At 45.1% G+C, this 14,711-nt stretch carries 23 protein-coding genes; 14 read left to right on the forward strand and 9 right to left on the reverse strand.

The window, feature by feature from the left end; translation table 11 throughout:
* Window positions 1–24: 24 nt before the first annotated feature.
* Window positions 25–336, reverse strand: coding sequence for a TraR/DksA family transcriptional regulator (locus AB2J24_RS08605; protein ID WP_162651416.1), 312 nt, complete (start codon window positions 334–336; stop codon window positions 25–27).
* 134 nt (window positions 337–470) lie between these two features.
* Here AB2J24_RS08605 and AB2J24_RS08610 point away from each other — a divergent pair, with 134 nt between their 5' ends.
* A complete protein-coding gene (locus AB2J24_RS08610; protein WP_162651415.1) occupies window positions 471–1,325 on the forward strand; it encodes a universal stress protein in 855 nt (284 codons plus the stop codon).
* A 41-nt stretch (window positions 1,326–1,366) separates the two neighbouring features.
* Window positions 1,367–1,963 (forward strand): c-type cytochrome, encoded by a 597-nt coding sequence (locus tag AB2J24_RS08615; protein WP_367385187.1) that lies wholly within the window; start codon window positions 1,367–1,369, stop codon window positions 1,961–1,963.
* Here AB2J24_RS08615 and AB2J24_RS08620 read toward each other — a convergent pair.
* Both AB2J24_RS08620 and AB2J24_RS08625 read right to left on the reverse strand, forming a co-directional pair.
* A complete protein-coding gene (locus tag AB2J24_RS08620) occupies window positions 1,944–2,435 on the reverse strand; it encodes a DUF6653 family protein (RefSeq protein WP_367385188.1) in 492 nt (163 codons plus the stop codon). The genes AB2J24_RS08615 and AB2J24_RS08620 overlap by 20 nt on opposite strands.
* A gap of 1 nt (window position 2,436) precedes the next feature.
* Window positions 2,437–3,510 (reverse strand): alpha/beta hydrolase, encoded by a 1,074-nt coding sequence (locus AB2J24_RS08625; protein ID WP_367385189.1) that lies wholly within the window; start codon window positions 3,508–3,510, stop codon window positions 2,437–2,439.
* A gap of 89 nt (window positions 3,511–3,599) precedes the next feature.
* Between AB2J24_RS08625 and AB2J24_RS08630 the strand changes: the two genes are divergently transcribed.
* Entirely contained in the window at window positions 3,600–4,448 is an 849-nt protein-coding gene (locus AB2J24_RS08630) for a helix-turn-helix domain-containing protein (RefSeq protein WP_367385190.1), read from the forward strand.
* 13 nt (window positions 4,449–4,461) lie between these two features.
* Here the strand turns inward: AB2J24_RS08630 and AB2J24_RS08635 are convergent, their stop codons facing one another.
* The gene (locus tag AB2J24_RS08635; RefSeq protein WP_367385191.1) at window positions 4,462–5,340 is read right to left on the reverse strand and encodes a LysR family transcriptional regulator; all 879 of its coding nucleotides are present in this window, start codon (window positions 5,338–5,340) and stop codon (window positions 4,462–4,464) included.
* A gap of 197 nt (window positions 5,341–5,537) precedes the next feature.
* Between AB2J24_RS08635 and AB2J24_RS08640 the strand changes: the two genes are divergently transcribed.
* Window positions 5,538–6,008: a GNAT family N-acetyltransferase gene (locus AB2J24_RS08640; RefSeq protein WP_367385192.1), complete on the forward strand. Its 471-nt coding sequence runs from the start codon at window positions 5,538–5,540 to the stop codon at window positions 6,006–6,008.
* Between the two features lie 15 nt (window positions 6,009–6,023).
* Here the strand turns inward: AB2J24_RS08640 and AB2J24_RS08645 are convergent, their stop codons facing one another.
* On the reverse strand, window positions 6,024–6,485 hold the full coding sequence (locus AB2J24_RS08645; RefSeq protein WP_162651409.1) for a MarR family winged helix-turn-helix transcriptional regulator: 462 nt from the start codon (window positions 6,483–6,485) through the stop codon (window positions 6,024–6,026).
* A gap of 86 nt (window positions 6,486–6,571) precedes the next feature.
* On the opposite strand from AB2J24_RS08645, the gene AB2J24_RS08650 reads away from it, so the two are divergent.
* From AB2J24_RS08650 to AB2J24_RS08670, 5 genes are all read left to right on the forward strand, one after another.
* Entirely contained in the window at window positions 6,572–7,099 is a 528-nt protein-coding gene (locus AB2J24_RS08650) for a DOMON domain-containing protein (RefSeq protein WP_367385193.1), read from the forward strand.
* Window positions 7,100–7,130: 31 nt separating this feature from the next.
* Window positions 7,131–7,448 (forward strand): hypothetical protein, encoded by a 318-nt coding sequence (locus AB2J24_RS08655; protein ID WP_162651407.1) that lies wholly within the window; start codon window positions 7,131–7,133, stop codon window positions 7,446–7,448.
* 203 nt (window positions 7,449–7,651) lie between these two features.
* Complete coding sequence (gene gstA, locus AB2J24_RS08660) at window positions 7,652–8,260, forward strand: glutathione transferase GstA (RefSeq protein WP_367385194.1); 609 nt, start codon at window positions 7,652–7,654, stop codon at window positions 8,258–8,260.
* Window positions 8,260–8,649: a nuclear transport factor 2 family protein gene (locus tag AB2J24_RS08665; RefSeq protein WP_367385195.1), complete on the forward strand. Its 390-nt coding sequence runs from the start codon at window positions 8,260–8,262 to the stop codon at window positions 8,647–8,649. Before gstA ends, AB2J24_RS08665 begins: the two co-directional genes overlap by 1 nt.
* Window positions 8,650–8,871, forward strand: a complete 222-nt coding sequence (locus AB2J24_RS08670) for a tautomerase family protein (RefSeq protein ID WP_162651404.1) — start codon at window positions 8,650–8,652, stop codon at window positions 8,869–8,871.
* An 83-nt stretch (window positions 8,872–8,954) separates the two neighbouring features.
* Here AB2J24_RS08670 and AB2J24_RS08675 read toward each other — a convergent pair whose 3' ends face one another.
* Window positions 8,955–9,542 (reverse strand): DJ-1/PfpI family protein, encoded by a 588-nt coding sequence (locus tag AB2J24_RS08675; RefSeq protein WP_367385196.1) that lies wholly within the window; start codon window positions 9,540–9,542, stop codon window positions 8,955–8,957.
* Between the two features lie 176 nt (window positions 9,543–9,718).
* Between AB2J24_RS08675 and AB2J24_RS08680 the strand changes: the two genes are divergently transcribed.
* From AB2J24_RS08680 to msrB, 3 genes are all read left to right on the forward strand, one after another.
* Window positions 9,719–10,006 carry a putative quinol monooxygenase gene (locus tag AB2J24_RS08680; protein WP_162651402.1) on the forward strand — a complete coding sequence of 96 codons (288 nt, stop codon included), beginning with the start codon at window positions 9,719–9,721 and terminating at the stop codon, window positions 10,004–10,006.
* Between the two features lie 81 nt (window positions 10,007–10,087).
* On the forward strand, window positions 10,088–10,414 hold the full coding sequence (locus tag AB2J24_RS08685; RefSeq protein ID WP_367385197.1) for a DUF1801 domain-containing protein: 327 nt from the start codon (window positions 10,088–10,090) through the stop codon (window positions 10,412–10,414).
* A 149-nt stretch (window positions 10,415–10,563) separates the two neighbouring features.
* Window positions 10,564–11,076 carry a peptide-methionine (R)-S-oxide reductase MsrB gene (msrB, locus tag AB2J24_RS08690; protein ID WP_367385198.1) on the forward strand — a complete coding sequence of 171 codons (513 nt, stop codon included), beginning with the start codon at window positions 10,564–10,566 and terminating at the stop codon, window positions 11,074–11,076.
* A gap of 61 nt (window positions 11,077–11,137) precedes the next feature.
* Here msrB and AB2J24_RS08695 read toward each other — a convergent pair whose 3' ends face one another.
* Window positions 11,138–12,133 (reverse strand): aldo/keto reductase, encoded by a 996-nt coding sequence (locus tag AB2J24_RS08695; protein WP_367385199.1) that lies wholly within the window; start codon window positions 12,131–12,133, stop codon window positions 11,138–11,140.
* A 3-nt stretch (window positions 12,134–12,136) separates the two neighbouring features.
* The gene (locus AB2J24_RS08700) at window positions 12,137–12,493 is read right to left on the reverse strand and encodes a MerR family transcriptional regulator (RefSeq protein ID WP_367385200.1); all 357 of its coding nucleotides are present in this window, start codon (window positions 12,491–12,493) and stop codon (window positions 12,137–12,139) included.
* 633 nt (window positions 12,494–13,126) lie between these two features.
* Between AB2J24_RS08700 and AB2J24_RS08705 the strand changes: the two genes are divergently transcribed.
* Entirely contained in the window at window positions 13,127–13,372 is a 246-nt protein-coding gene (locus AB2J24_RS08705) for an EF-hand domain-containing protein (RefSeq protein WP_162651394.1), read from the forward strand.
* A 95-nt stretch (window positions 13,373–13,467) separates the two neighbouring features.
* Here AB2J24_RS08705 and AB2J24_RS08710 read toward each other — a convergent pair whose 3' ends face one another.
* Window positions 13,468–13,779, reverse strand: a complete 312-nt coding sequence (locus AB2J24_RS08710; RefSeq protein ID WP_367385201.1) for a cupin — start codon at window positions 13,777–13,779, stop codon at window positions 13,468–13,470.
* Between the two features lie 83 nt (window positions 13,780–13,862).
* On the opposite strand from AB2J24_RS08710, the gene AB2J24_RS08715 reads away from it, so the two are divergent.
* Window positions 13,863–14,297: an Lrp/AsnC family transcriptional regulator gene (locus AB2J24_RS08715; RefSeq protein ID WP_367385202.1), complete on the forward strand. Its 435-nt coding sequence runs from the start codon at window positions 13,863–13,865 to the stop codon at window positions 14,295–14,297.
* Window positions 14,298–14,711: the final 414 nt, after the last annotated feature.

The following is a 14,711-nucleotide window of genomic DNA, read 5'->3' on the forward strand; positions in this document are numbered from 1 at the left end:
TTGCGGCTTCTTTGCGTGTAGTTATTACCTCATACAGTTTTTACATTTAACAGCAGTGGGAACGATATCCAATCTTTGTTCTGAAATTGGTTCTTCACAAGACAGACATATGCCAAAACTTCCATCTTCAATTCTTGCAAGCGCAGCATTAATGGCAATAATCTCATTTTGGCCGCTAATGCCTTGGGCTTCCAGCACCTCATCATCTTCATGTTCAATAGCACTATCACTAAAGCCAACTTCATGATGCTCGCTTAAAGCCTCTTCAATATGCGTAAGGTTAGTTTCCAGTTCAGCCTTCCGGTCTTCCAAAATCTTTTTATATTTTATTGGCATAATAATCCCCTTCTTATTTTGGCCTATGCGCTTCATGGTACATTTAATTTGGCTGGCGCGAATTGATCTAACGCAAAGAGTGATCATGAGAACTGTTCTATCCTTGAGCCATCAGTTGCAAAGGAGACTAGACAATGAGCAAAGAAACGATCCTAACATTTTTTGGTATATCCGGTTCAGACAAGGCTGTTACAAATGCCATCGAGATGGCGCAAAGCAAAGATGCGCATCTATCCATCGTTGTGGTTTCAGCTGCTCCTGCAATTTATTCTTATGGATACGGGATTGCCTATGGCGGTTATGCAAGTGTTGATCAATGGACAAAAGAGGTCAATGAGCGAAGCCAGGCATTGGATGCTCGTGTAAATGAAATTGAAAAACTCGTGCAAGCAGCAGGTATTTCAGCAGATGTTCTGACAGAATATTGCGAAATGGCATTTATGAAGGCCGTTGTTGCGCGCCATGCCAATGTTTCTGATCTTGTCGTCTTGTTAGATGGCAATGGCATAACCAGTGACGTGGAAGATGCGATCATCTCAAGCGCCATATTTGATTCACCCATCGGCTTGATAAAGGGGGCCAACAGTCATCTGGCTGCCACCAAGCCGTCACATGCATTCATTGCATGGGATTCGAGCAAACATGCCGCCGTTGCTGTTCATAATGCGCTCCCATTGCTGAGTTTGACCGATGAAGTTACGGTCGCTGTTTTTGACCCTGTCAGAAACGAGGGCGTGGACGGGGAGGAACCCGGCGCTGATCTGGCAAGCTGGCTAAGTCGCCGCGGATGCAAAGTCAATGTCGAGCAATATCCAAGTGGCGGTGAAGAAATCGCGACCTGCATCATGAAAAGAGCAGCTGAAAAGGGCGCTGATCTGATTGTGATGGGTGGTTATGGGCATATGAAGCTCAAGCAACAGATTTTCGGTGGAACAACTGAATCCATGCTTCAGCAACGAAAAGTTCCGGTGCTCATCGGTCATAAGTAAGGCATGTTTACTTAGTTACAAAATCAGAGAAAGGACGTTTGATGCGCTCTAAATTTTTGACGATTTTAACTTTAATAGCAGGCACCGCATTTGGCGCGGTGCCACAAGCTGCGGCGCAGCAAATTGACAGTGCGCTGGCCGATGTTTCTCATGGTCGGGCACTTGTTAAGGCCAACTGCGCACGATGTCATGCTGTAGAGCTTGATGGCATTAGTCCTGAAGTGCAGGCGGTGCCTTTTTGGCGAATGACAATTCACCGAGATGTCTCCACATTGGAAGATGATTTATATAATCGCAAACTGCCAAAGCATAATATTATGCCAACATTTGCACTCACGCGAAAACAAGCACGCGACATTGCGTCATGGATTGCATGGGTGCAGCCACGTGCACATGGTAAGCGTATTTTAGAAGCCAATTGCGCAAAATGTCATGCTATCGGGCTAACGGATAAAAACAAGCATCCAGAAGCTCTGGAGTTCAGATATTTATCCAAATACTACCCCATTGATGCCTTACAGGAAGCATTTGCCGAGGGTATTGAAACTGGCCATCCTGATATGCCGGCCTTTACAATGACTGAGTTACAGATTGCCGATGTGATTGTGTATCTGGAATCTATTCAGGAGAAGCGGTAGGTTCCATATCGTGCCTGAGCCAAACCATCCGGTCTAAAAACCAGAGTTTTGCGCCCATGGCACCGATAAGCCCTGCAATCGTAAACCCAAGGTCCAGGCTTAAAAGACCTTTGGCGAGAATAAGAACAGATATCCCGGCAGCAATATTGAGCCAGCGGGACACTCTTGCATGGTGATCAGGAATGGGGTGCGTGGTCTTTGCCAGCCAGATACGTTCACCCAAAATGCCCTGTGTCATCCACGCATCATTGGTTGCGGGCGGTCCGAACAGGCGCGGGTTCAGCCACGTCCAAACTAGGATCAGACCAACAATCCATAATGCATGCCAGCCTAGCCAAACGCGGCTCCATATTGCAAATGCCAACAGTGGCAATATCGTCACGCGGGTCCAGCCGCTGATAGGGTTGGAATGCCGTTCCCACGTCGTATCATCCATGCCCATTACTTTTTCTGAAATACGTCCGATATCCATATCATTTTCCTTTCGCTAGAAAATCAAATTCATTTGATACAGTTCTTGTTGCCGTTGATTTTTCGAAACTGTCATATTTGTCGACGCTGGCGGCAATGATTTGCCGAATGCGCGATAATGCATCCGTGGAAGATTGCCTCATACTATCATAAGCCTGAAAATTATGTGGCATATCCGGCCACGCATCAAGCATGATTTGGGCACCGTTTTCTTCTTGGATCTTGGCAAAGTCACAAATCATATCATGTAAAATTTCGCGTCCACCTGTCTGAAGATATAGCGGTGCAAGGCCCGCATAATTGTGCTCAATTGGGGATAATTTTTTGCGCCCATATATTTTTTCAGGATCCAGCCATTGTCCGAATTTCAACGCCATCCAGCCCTGAACAAGATCGAACCTGTCGTTCTCAAACAAGCTATCACCGCGGGCACCAATGTCGGTCCACGGACATAGGCCGATGCAGAGCGCGGGTTGGGGTAGCTGTTCTGATTTCAATTTTTGCAAAAGCATGAGCGATAAATGACCACCGGCACTATCGCCAATGATTACAAGTTTATCTGCTGATATCTGGCTGGTTAGATATGTCCACGCTGCGAGCGCATCTTCGATTTGCGCTGGATGTGGGTGCTCCGGGGTTAAACGGTAACGGGGCATAAAAAGACGTGCTTTGCTGTGGTGGGCCAACATAGATGCAAAGCGCGAACTTACAGGCCCGTTAAAGGTGTACCCGCCGCCATGTAGATACAAAAGTGTGGCATCGCTATGGATGTGTTCAGGCGTGTACCAGACGCCGTTTGGTTCAGAGCTGTTCGTCACCGTTACATCATAAATATCATCGGTTTCGGTTGCCAAACTATCAAAGATCGCGCGGCCACGCGCCATGTCAGGTTCAGCCATTGCCTTGGTAAATTGCTTTCGCCAGAAGCGGATACCAATTTCCATATCCGCCTCCCAGCTCGGTTCCATCTTTTGTCCCAGCGCTCGTGCGATATAAGTGGAGAGGAGCGCACCGTTTAAAGATATAAAACTTGAAATACGGTGCCTTAGAGAGCCGGAAAATTTAAGTTTTGCCATAAAATTCTCGTTATTAAATTCAATATGGCAATGACTAGTTCAATCACCCTCATCAATATAGAATGATTGCGACACACTAAGATGGACAGATGCTCAGTAAAGACACAAAATCATTATTATTATATCCGCCAAAACAACTGGCAGGTTGCATCGCAGCCGGAATTTTTAGAGATACCCGAAATGCCTCTTTAAGCGATATGGATCGCTTTAACTATTTTCCAGCTTCCCCGTTGATATCCGTCACATATGTGATTGATGGTGAAATCCGGCTTGTCGGAAAAGCTGATAGTCTTGATGATGCAAAACAGGCGATACCGATAGCGCCTCAATCGATAACACTGCCATGCAGTCAACCCATTATCAGCTGGAGCCCAGCGCCGGTAACAGCTCTCACATTGGCGTTTTACCCCGATGCGTGGCAGAAGCTGGGCTATGATTTAGAGGCAGATATTGTGCCGGCGGATTTAGCATCTGCGCTATCTTGTTTTCACGCCTGTCTAAACCCTGATCGATGCTGGGCCGAATTTGGGCAAAGTTTTTCTCCTCATTGGAACAAGGCACGCAACGTTTCCGGCAGCCCACATTGGGCCGGATCAGATCGCCTCGCAGATTGGTCTCGATATCATCTTGGCAGATTATCTTTAGTGTCTGCCGCCGGGCGCAGTATCCGAACAATTGAACGGCAAATAAAACGTATGAGCGGGCAGACAAAACAATCGCTGAACTTTTATTCCGCGATTGAAAACCTTCACAAGTTAACAGTTATCTCGCCTGAAAATAGTCTGGCAGATATCGCGGTTGAGGCAGGGTTCTCCGATCAGTCTCATATGGGTAGGGCGGTGCGTCGCGCCACTGGGTTTTCGCCTGCAAAACTAAACCAATTGATTGAGACAGAAGAACCCTTCTGGTGTTACCGCCTGTTGGGAGAGCGGTTTTAGCCGTAGATTTAACTCAGTGGCACTCTTGCAACTTTTCCCAGATGTTCTGCGCAACAATGCCGATATCCTTGTCCCGTTTGCGAATTTGGAAAAGGTGTGATTGTCGGGGTTGATAACCTTCCACATTTAGCGGCACCAGTTCACCGCTTGCCAACTCATCTTCGATCATGTGTGTTGGAATTCCGCCCCAACCCATATTAGCAAGCAAGATTTCTTTCTTTGCCATAAAGTCAGACACAGTCCAGCGCAGGCCGCCGGGCAGCAAGTCTCTGCTTTGTGAAAACGCGCCGCTGCTGCTATCGGCGACAATGATTTGCGTATAGCTTTGCATCTCGCTATTGGTTTTAAGGTGAGAGCTTTGCGCGGGTTCAAAATCGGGGTGTGCAACAGGCATAATAGTGACTTGCGCAAAGGGGATGGCTTCCACTTGATCTGCCGGAACACCATCCATTGACGCAATGATTATGTCCGCCTGATCGTTCATTAACCTCTCTACAGAACCACCCATCGCTTCGCCCGACAATTTGATATGGGTCGCAGGATATTCAGCCGTTACTTCACCAATGATTTTGAGAAGATCTTTAAGGGGATAAGTTGCTGTGACCGCCAAAAAGACTTCTGCCTCCTGTGTTGAGCTTAGGTTTTTAGCAATGCTGCCAAGCTGCTGCATCTGCTGCATTACCCGCATGGCCTGACGATAAAATACGTCGCCTGCGGGGGTTAGGGTGGGTCTGTATTCTTCACGAGATAACAAGACAATATCAATCTCTGTCTCAAGCTTCTTAAGCATATGACTGACCGCAGATTGCGACTTGTTTAACTTTTCCGCAGCCCCCCGAAACGTGCCTTCGGTCACAATAGCATGCAAAACAACCAATTGTTCATACGTCATAATTTCACTCGAATCGATATGATACACTTGTGCAATATAGTGCAATTAGCAGGGCGTGCGTAGGTCGTAAATTGAAGGGAAGCAGACATGGTTCGAAAATCTTCGTACGCAGGAAATCACTATCGTTAAAATGTAGGAGCTTGCAGGCCGAACCGCCATGCAATACTAGACATGTAACCAACCTAGAGGAGTAATGCATGGAAATCCGTACAGCTGTTCCCACGGACGCACCCCAAATGAGTTTTATGCTTAAACAGCTTGTTGCCTCGGGGAAACGGACATCTCCCGCAGATGAGGCATTTATAATGCGAAATTATATCGAGGATCCTGACCGTATTCTATGCTCAGTCGCAATAGATGATGACGGCACGCTACTAGGCTTTCAATCACTCATGTGGGCGCTTGATAGAAATCGGTTTGAGACGCCCGTGGGATGGGGAATCATTGGTACTCATGTATCTCCGTTAGCTGGCCGTCGCGGTGTCGGATCATCGCTGTTTGATGTCACAAAAAAAGCCGCATATGACGCGGGTCTAGAGAATATAGAAGCATTCATTGGTTCGACGAATGTAGAAGGTCAAGCTTACTACGAAAAAATGGGATTTCGCACGTATCGTATCGCGGAAGGTGCGATTTGCAAATGCTGCCGTTTGCAAGAATTTAAATAGTCGCCTCATTTTCTATCAACGCTTAACCGTGGTATGTTTTTGGCTTATGATGCGATCAAGTGATGCAGATAAATCTGACAGTGCTTTACGTCCGATAAGAGTGGCATAGTCTTCTTCTATCGCGAGCTTTATTTCGTTGGCAACTCGCACGGCTTCGACGCCTTGATTTGTGAGTTTGATATGCTTTTTGCGCGCATCGTTCGGGTCAGCTACGCGCTCTATTACACCGTCCGCTTCCAAATCATCCAAATGCTGCTGCACAGCCTGTTTTGATATTTTCGCCTTCTCAGCCAGCTGAATCTGCGCAATGCCGTTTGGCCCCATATATTGAAACAGGCTTCCCCGCGCTTCTGCATACCAATGAAAGCCACGATCAACCATTGCAGTCGTAAATCGTTCTTTCCAATCTTGATTTGCACGCCAAAGCTTTATTCCAATGTGCTCGATTACTTCAGGGTAGGTGGTTTTATCCGTCATTATTATTTTTAGTCAAGTAGCTTGACAAAATCTCGCTAATCTATATTAGTCAATTTGCTTGACTATTTTTAGCGCAAGGATTTGAGATGAACAAGCGAAAGTTTTTAACACTTGCTACTTTAGCCACAGGTTCGTTTGCATGGCCGATACGAAATTCGGCCATGGCATTGCCAATATTAGATGATCAGAAACTAGAAGATTCTGGTGTTACGTTCCATTGGCATCATCATCAAAACCGTATTGTGGGAAAGCTAACAGCGCCGACGCGTGGGTGGATCGCTGTTGGATTTAACGCCCAGAACAGCCTTAAAAATACACGCTTTGTAATGGCGACAGTTTCAACGCCCGCTATTCATATCGAGGAACATGAGGCGGGTACAGGCGGGCATCAAAGCATCGAAAGTCTGGGTGGCAAGAGGACGGTGAAATTCGTCAACAGTGAGTTTTTAGATGGAATTTCATGCCTGGAGTTTTCATTTCCCCATGAAATTTCTGACCGACCTGATCTTGATTTATCTCCAGGCTCGCCTTGCTATCTCATGCTTGCATGGTCCAATTCGATTGACTTTGATCACCATTCTGCATGGCGACAACATTACAAAATCATCTTGTAATTAATTCATCTCCAACAACCTGAAAGGTAAAATGATGACAATATTAACGAGCAAAATATTAGCGGTCTTCATGATTGGCTCTACTCATTATGTGGATGTAGGCAAAGATGTGGATGCAACGATATTTTATCCAACCGAGACCATTGCGTACATGACCTTGCCGGGCGTGCCAGCGATGAAGGGCGAGTTGACCATTCATGAGGATAGCTACCATGTAAAGTGGGCAGGTGGCCCCGCAGGAGATTGGAAGATAGCATATGAGCCTGGCAAATTTACCTATATAGGCCCAGACGGGAAGCCCGCAGGCACAGTAACGAAAATTGTTCCCGGAAATCCAGAAAAATACTAACTATAGAAATAGAAAACTCGGGTTTGATTGTTCAGGCCCGGGTTTTAACTCAGCTATCAAGCTTTATTGTGAATTCCCTTGATTACGTGCATCTTGATCTAAAATTTAGATCATTATTATGAAAAAACAATGTTATTAATTAAGCGTGATCATTGTTAGCCTTTCTCATACATCGAACCAGATAGATGAGAAAGGAATGTTAGATGAAACTATATTACAAACCCGGAGCTTGCCCGTTGGCAAGCCATATTGCTTTGTTGGAAGTCGGTGCAGCATTTGAGTTGATCGAGGTTGATACGGATGCAGGACTGACAAAATCAGGGCAGGATTATAATAAAATCAACCCTAAAGGATATGTGCCGGCACTGGAGTTGGATTCTGGTGAAGTTCTCACCGAGGGTGCTTCCATTCTGCAATATATTGCCGATCAATATCCGCAAAGTGATCTGGCACCAGTGAGCGGAACGATCGAGCGCGCTCGGCTGCATGAGCATCTTAATTACACAAGCTCTGAACTGCATAAAGCGTTTAATCCGTTCTTTTCCAGTGTTGCTTCTGACGATGACAAGGTTAAAGCGGGTGCAAATGTTGCCAGCAAGTTTGATTACCTCAATACGGTTTTCGCAGATGGTAGAGCATATTTGCTAGGTGATAATTTCTCGGTTGCTGACGCATATATGTTTGCCGTTAGCAATTGGTCGAGTTTTGTCGGAATAGATCTGAAAAAATGGCCCAATGTTGCTGCATTTGTAGAGCGTGTTGCAAACCGCCCAACAACACAAAGTGCAATGAAGGCGGAGGGCCTGATCTAATGGCTGATCAACAGGCATACACTCAAGTCATTGAGATTATGAATGGATATTTCGATGGGCTTTATCATGCTGACACCAAGCAACTGGCTAAGGTTTTTCATCCGGACTTGCGATATGTGAACATGATTGACGGCGATTATATGAACAAATCCCGCGATGAATATTTTGACATGGTGGATCGTAGAACACCGCCTGCGGATAGGGCGGAGGTCCGACATGATCGGATTTTCTCGATCGAGTTCGGCGGCACAAAAATGGCCTTTGTCAGAGCATCCATGACAATGATGGATCGCGAATATCTCGATTTTCTAACCTTGACGCATGATCATCACGGTTGGCGGATCATGACAAAAATCTTCACCTATATTCCCAAAACGCAGGAGGCATGAATGCCCTATGTGAATATTAAAGTTACCAAAGAAGGTGGTCCAAACGGGACTGGCCCAACAGCCGAACAAAAGGCTGAACTAATCAAAGGCGTATCTGATTTGCTGGAACGTGTTTTGAATAAAAATCCGGCAACAACCTTTGTTGTTATTGATGAGGTTCCACTGGATGATTGGGGGATTGGCGGCCTGCCCGTTGTGGAATATCGCAAGCAGCATTTATAATAACTATTGGGTTTTCCGGAACTCAGATTCAATTCTCACTGCGTAGGTTGTTGTGGCTTCCAACGCAGTGAAAATGGTTTCCGCTACATCTGAATATCTTTGGAATGCTCACTTGCCAGCATTGCCAAAAATTCTGAAATGGTTTTTTCCTCAACGCCAACAGCGCGAAAAACAGCTGCGGAAAATTGAACTGGCGAGCTACCTGCAGCCGTTATAACATTATCATCAGATATCGCGGCGGCACCCTCCACATAATATGAACTTCCATTGTAGGTTTCGGATTTCCCGGTGAGGAACTCCAAGGCATTGCTGGTATGGCGCCTATTGTCCAAAATTCCAGCATCTGCTAACGCAAGTGTTCCGCCGCAAATGGCGGCAACATACTTGTTTTCATTTAGAAAATTTAGTGCCAATTTCTTGACGTCTGGCGCCTCTGCGGTCTCCCAAATCGCACTGCCACACAAAATCAACATGTCAAAATCGTTAGGCTTAATATGCGCCATACTATCATCGGGAATTGTTCGAAGCCCACCTTGAGATACGATTTCTTGACCGTCAGGGGACACATTTACAGTCTCAAATCCGAAATAAGCGCTCCCAATGCCATTTATGAAGGCGCATTCCCAGTCAGCATATCCAGCAGTCAATATAATCGCTATTTTTTTAGGCATCTGTTTCTCACGTCTCAAAATTGTTGATTGCGGACATGATAGTCGGCGAAGTTGCCAGATTATGTCAGCAACGGTTTTTAAAACAGCAAAATCACGTGGCAGGTTATTGTGCTTGTTTTATGGAATTCTGTTCGCGTAAGTTTATCATTCGTAATATTGATTCCAAGGAAAATCTTATGACACTCGTTATTTTAGCTCAGATTACAGCAGCAGAAGGCAAGGAAGAACTCGTTCGTAATGCTCTGGAAAAACTAGTTGAGCCATCGCTAAAGGATGAAGGCTGCATTCGGTATGATTTTCATCGAGATAATGAAAATCCAGCCTATTTCGTTTTTTATGAGATTTGGGAAACACGTGATCTATGGTTAAAACATATGGATACACCGCATTTGGCGGCATATAAATCTGCGACGGAAGGTGCTGTTGCAGATTTTAAGCTAAATGAGCTCACCCGGATCAGCTGATATCCTTCGGCTAAGTTGCACTTCGTGGATTTGCTGGGAGTGTATTGCCAAGACAATGTGACAATAAATGGGAGCAAGTGAATGGATGAGGCAACCAAAACACAAATCATTGATAATCTCGTGGAGATACTACTTGAGATTTGCCCTGAATATAGCTCGGTGCCCAAGTATGGCGGCACGATGATTGAAGTGATCGCTGGTGATCCTAAAACACAGGTTAGCGGTTACTTTGCATATAAAGCCCATATCTCGCTCGAATTTAGCGAAGGCGCGTCTCTGCTTGATCCGCAGAACCAGCTTGAAGGTTCAGGAAAATTTAGACGACACATCAAGCTGCGCAGTGTTGATGATATTGTCAATAAAGATTGTAAAGGGTTTTTGCAGCAGGCCATTGCGCAGGTGGCGTGATTGCGCTGGCATACGCAATGGTGCGCTGAACAGCCTTACTCACCTCTCACGCAAGACACACAAAACTGTTATTGGAAGTGAAACCATTTCCGGATTTTATGCGTTATAAGATTGTCACAAGCTCAAAACGGGCAAAAAAGGAGACAATTATGAACCGTCGTAAATTTTTGGGTATCACCACTGCAATGGGCGCTGCTGCATTATTAGCAGGCGGTCGTTCATCAATTGCCAAAACATATAAATTCCCACCGGAAGCAAAAGACATGACCTATGAAGTTGTAAAGGCTGATGCTGAATGGCAGCAGATTTTGACAGACATGCAATATAAAGTATTGCGGCATGAAGATACAGAACGTGCGTTTACAAGTGCGCTTAATGATGAGAAACGTGTTGGCGTGTTCCATTGCGCTGGTTGTGATTTACCCGCTTATGACTCTGCAACCAAGTTTGACAGTGGTACTGGCTGGCCGAGCTTCTATCAAGAGATCGAAGATGCCGTCCGCACGAAAGAGGATAAGTCCTTTTTTAGTACCCGCACAGAAGTTCATTGCCGTCGTTGCGGTGGTCACTTCGGTCACATATTTGAAGATGGCCCAGAGCCAACAGGTTTGCGTCATTGTTTAAATGGTGCTGCTCTTAGTTTTAAAGCGGCTGAAGCTTAACTTTTACAAACGATTGTACCTCCAAACTTGACCCTGCTTATCCCCAAAAGCAGGGATTTTTTTATGCAAATAGATTTTCCAGTTCACTCACAGCATTTTGGGTGAGGGGGCCTTTTTCAATGACCGCAAAATTATCTCGTGCCTGTTTAGCCGTTCGGCAACCCGGAATTGGAATGGTGCGTGGACTTTTCGCTAAACAGTAGCCTAGAGAACCTTGTGCTAAAGACCGGCCATCGCCTGTAAGAATTCCACGTGCAGTTTCGATTTTCTGCAAGAAATCAGCATTGGGCGTTCCGCCTTTGTTGAAATAGCGCATCCATTCAGCACCCGCAGATCTTATGTCATCACCTTCGGCAGCTTTTTCGACGCCTTGATATTTGCCTGTGAGTAACCCCATCGCCAACGGTTGCCGGTTAAAGGAATAGAGTTTGCGTTCTTCAATCAAGTTTAAAATGTTATTTGCAGGGGTGACCAGATTGAGATTGTGTTGAACGGCAACAAACCCGTCATATTTATCAGCAAATACGCTTGCTCGTTCAGGATCATCAGTACTCCAGCCAAAGGCTTTTATCTTTCCGGCAAGGCGCGCCTCTTCAAAAGCTTCAAACACTTCATATGATTGATCAATAGGGTGCCAGTTTATGTGGTATTTAACGAGATCCAGATATTCAACGCCAAGGCGCTGCAAGCTCTCATCAATGTTTTTGGTGATGTCTTCTTTGCTATCAACCTCACCCAGTACGTCTCCCGTGTCAGGGTCGCAGGCAAACCCAGCTTTTGTGCAAACGATGAATTCCTCACGTGGAATTTGCGAGTGTTTAATGGCCTTGCCGATGATGCGTTCTGAATGACCTGCCCCATATTGTGCGGCGGTATCGATGATGCGTACGCCCAAATCAAAGCTGGTACGCAATGTTGCTAGAGATTGTTCATCATCCACATTATCCCAACCCACAGACATGCCATTCCAATATTGCTGTCCGCCCATCACCCAAGTGCCAATGCCCATGCGCGGTGCGGATTGTCCGTTCCAAAGTTCTATATTCATGCCATTCATGGCTTAATCCTTCTTATATGATTTGTAGCAATGCACCTTGTGCGCCAAAAGGTCGGAACAGGCGTCGAGTTCTTTGCGTCGTTCTTCGACCAGCTTCTGGTGTTCGAGCAAAATACTCATGCGTTCAGGTATCGTGTGGTCACCCTCATGAACAATAATTGCATAACGCTTCATGACCTTCATCGACATACCTGTTTTCCGAAGCCAATACAGGATGTTGAGCCATTCGATATTGGCTGGTGTGAAAATCCGAATGCCAGACGAATTGCGATCAATTACCGGTAACATTCCCTCTTTTTCATAATAGCGAATAGTGTCGATGCTTAACCCGCTCTTTGTCGCAGCTTCTTTGATAAACATGCCAAAAGACTCCTGTTTGTCTCGGTGATCGAGACTGGGTGATAGCAGGCTGGAGTTACTCTAGGTCAAGTGTGATGCTTCAATTATTTTGTTTTCGATGATTTGGATTGAGGAATCGGTTTTCATTTTACTTGGTCTGAAAGCCATTCTTTCGAGAAGTTATAGTCATTAATAAACCCATTTTTCTCACTGCAACTCTCCCCATTTCCGTCACGGTTGCTCTCATCCGCTCACAAAGGTTGGTTTGTGGAGGGTGAATTTATTGAGATTTTTGCAGGAAAAACAAAAAGTTTGAACAGGTTTTGTGTGGTTTCTCACGAGGCTCGTGTTTACTTGATTGGTCTGTCGAAATGCTATTTATTTGAATTTATTACGAAATTATCTGTTTGTTTTGCGAGGTCTGATATTCAAGAGCTTGAGCCACACACTGGCTCTCACATTTATGTGCGCCGAGTTTAATTTATTTTCTCATTTTCCAATCCTATATTCAACTCATCGAAACGCAGCCAACAACATCCAAACGGATTAAACGGGGCGCTTCAAACAAGATACTAACCCGAGACACCACAATGTCTCACATTTAAACCAACAGGAACGCCACAACGTTCCACAAACAAATGAATGGAAAATATTATGAAAATCGTACTTACAACAATCGCACTATCTGCAATGGCTCTAACTGGTGCATCTGCCCTTAACTTCACATCTGTTGATGATACACGTGGCGATGCAAACGGTGTATATGCATCTCAAGCTGGTGATGGTCTTGTGAGCATCCATGAAGCAAACCGTGCAGGCATCTCTGCCATCCAGTTCCAGGCTGCTGATGCAAACAACGACGGTAAATTGTCTCCAACTGAGTTCAGAAATCTTGGCTAATCGCTAACATTTTGAATATGAATTAAACCAATTGGTTTGGGCCGCATGTCAGATACGACATGCGGCTTTTTTGTTTGAAAAATCTCAACATATTTTCAGATGCTGCCAGCTTTCTCGATTACCAGCACACGGGCAGGGCCGACAGGATGGGCGACGTGTTCATCACCGCTTTGGGCGTGAAAGATGTCGCCAATATATAAACGAAAAACATTCTCTTTGCCATCTTGCTTGACATGCATATCCACGGTGCCATCCATAACAGCAAAAACTTCTGGTCCGTCATTGATATGCCATTTGTATGGTTGATCCGTCCAGTGAAGACGAACGGTTGCATTCTCGAATTGCTCAATATCCAGCGCATCCCATGCTGAGTTTCCTGTAAATGACCTCGGATTAATAATATGCATGCTTGCTCCTTTGACTTGCATCTATAAAGTAGCTGACACCCGCAAGAAGATCATCTTGCGACGTGACGTATGTTGGCTGCGAAATGCCGTATTTGAATGGAGCTGCTTTGGATCAAACAGATAGAAAAATTCTGAGGCAATTGACCATCAATGCGCGAATGCCTGCAACCACAATTGGCAAAGAAATTGCTCTGTCGCGCACAGCGGTGCAAGATCGCATTCGACGTATGGAAGAGCGCGGTATAATTAAAGGTTATACGGTTGAAATAGACCAGGAACATAATGGAAAAATCAAAGCCATTGTTTTTATCTGCTTCTCACAACGCCCGTGTGAACCCATTTTGAACTGGCTTGGCACGTTGGATGGGGTCAAACGGGTTGTCTCGTTATCTGGTGAGCTGGATTGTTTGATTGAGGTGGCATTACCCGACACCAGGAAATTGTCTGAGTTTAGTGACTTTCTTCTAAATGATGTTCGAATTGCATCTGTGAAATCTCAAATCATCTTATCTGAGTGAGAAAGATCATGCTTCAGACTTAGATTGATTTGTAATAAAAGTGCGGATTTTTAAAAAACAAATCGCCTTATCGCTCTCGGTTACTCTCAGCCGTTCACAAAACAAGATTCATTTTGAGAAAAAACACCCCAAAAAACATGAAAATTACATTTTTTTCAGGGCATTTGTGACCGCTTTGTGAAGAAATATTAACAATGCACAAAAAGCTAGTTGCTTGCATTTATTAATAAAACTGACCTCTTTCAGTCACCTTTGCAGATTCAAGTGACAAACACGCGCACCCGCACTCACATTTATGTGTGATGAGTTTAGTTTGAAAACGCATTTTTGAGGCCTATATTCAACTCATCGAAACGCAGCCAACAACATCCAAACGGGTTAGGCAAATAGATTAACCAAACGGATTAATTGGGG

This window comes from Lentilitoribacter sp. EG35, assembly GCF_040784015.1.
Classification (GTDB): domain Bacteria; phylum Pseudomonadota; class Alphaproteobacteria; order Rhizobiales; family Rhizobiaceae; genus Lentilitoribacter.

Bases quoted from the DNA above. Each gene is read 5' to 3' on its own strand.
- AB2J24_RS08645 (WP_162651409.1), bottom strand. From the start codon at position 6,485: ATGACGGATAAAACCACCTACCCTGAAGTAATCGAGCACATTGGAATA.
- AB2J24_RS08680 (WP_162651402.1), top strand. From the start codon at position 9,719: ATGACACTCGTTATTTTAGCTCAGATTACAGCAGCAGAAGGCAAGGAA.
- AB2J24_RS08710 (WP_367385201.1), bottom strand. From the start codon at position 13,779: ATGCATATTATTAATCCGAGGTCATTTACAGGAAACTCAGCATGGGAT.
- AB2J24_RS08635 (WP_367385191.1), bottom strand. From the start codon at position 5,340: ATGACGTATGAACAATTGGTTGTTTTGCATGCTATTGTGACCGAAGGC.
- AB2J24_RS08640 (WP_367385192.1), top strand. From the start codon at position 5,538: ATGGAAATCCGTACAGCTGTTCCCACGGACGCACCCCAAATGAGTTTT.
- AB2J24_RS08625 (WP_367385189.1), bottom strand. From the start codon at position 3,510: ATGGCAAAACTTAAATTTTCCGGCTCTCTAAGGCACCGTATTTCAAGT.
- AB2J24_RS08605 (WP_162651416.1), bottom strand. From the start codon at position 336: ATGCCAATAAAATATAAAAAGATTTTGGAAGACCGGAAGGCTGAACTG.
- AB2J24_RS08620 (WP_367385188.1), bottom strand. From the start codon at position 2,435: ATGGATATCGGACGTATTTCAGAAAAAGTAATGGGCATGGATGATACG.
- gstA (WP_367385194.1), top strand. From the start codon at position 7,652: ATGAAACTATATTACAAACCCGGAGCTTGCCCGTTGGCAAGCCATATT.
- AB2J24_RS08670 (WP_162651404.1), top strand. From the start codon at position 8,650: ATGCCCTATGTGAATATTAAAGTTACCAAAGAAGGTGGTCCAAACGGG.
- AB2J24_RS08665 (WP_367385195.1), top strand. From the start codon at position 8,260: ATGGCTGATCAACAGGCATACACTCAAGTCATTGAGATTATGAATGGA.
- AB2J24_RS08715 (WP_367385202.1), top strand. From the start codon at position 13,863: ATGCCGTATTTGAATGGAGCTGCTTTGGATCAAACAGATAGAAAAATT.
- AB2J24_RS08695 (WP_367385199.1), bottom strand. From the start codon at position 12,133: ATGAATGGCATGAATATAGAACTTTGGAACGGACAATCCGCACCGCGC.
- AB2J24_RS08685 (WP_367385197.1), top strand. From the start codon at position 10,088: ATGGATGAGGCAACCAAAACACAAATCATTGATAATCTCGTGGAGATA.
- AB2J24_RS08675 (WP_367385196.1), bottom strand. From the start codon at position 9,542: ATGCCTAAAAAAATAGCGATTATATTGACTGCTGGATATGCTGACTGG.
- AB2J24_RS08705 (WP_162651394.1), top strand. From the start codon at position 13,127: ATGAAAATCGTACTTACAACAATCGCACTATCTGCAATGGCTCTAACT.
- AB2J24_RS08650 (WP_367385193.1), top strand. From the start codon at position 6,572: ATGAACAAGCGAAAGTTTTTAACACTTGCTACTTTAGCCACAGGTTCG.
- AB2J24_RS08615 (WP_367385187.1), top strand. From the start codon at position 1,367: ATGCGCTCTAAATTTTTGACGATTTTAACTTTAATAGCAGGCACCGCA.
- AB2J24_RS08630 (WP_367385190.1), top strand. From the start codon at position 3,600: ATGCTCAGTAAAGACACAAAATCATTATTATTATATCCGCCAAAACAA.
- AB2J24_RS08700 (WP_367385200.1), bottom strand. From the start codon at position 12,493: ATGTTTATCAAAGAAGCTGCGACAAAGAGCGGGTTAAGCATCGACACT.
- AB2J24_RS08655 (WP_162651407.1), top strand. From the start codon at position 7,131: ATGATGACAATATTAACGAGCAAAATATTAGCGGTCTTCATGATTGGC.
- AB2J24_RS08610 (WP_162651415.1), top strand. From the start codon at position 471: ATGAGCAAAGAAACGATCCTAACATTTTTTGGTATATCCGGTTCAGAC.
- msrB (WP_367385198.1), top strand. From the start codon at position 10,564: ATGAACCGTCGTAAATTTTTGGGTATCACCACTGCAATGGGCGCTGCT.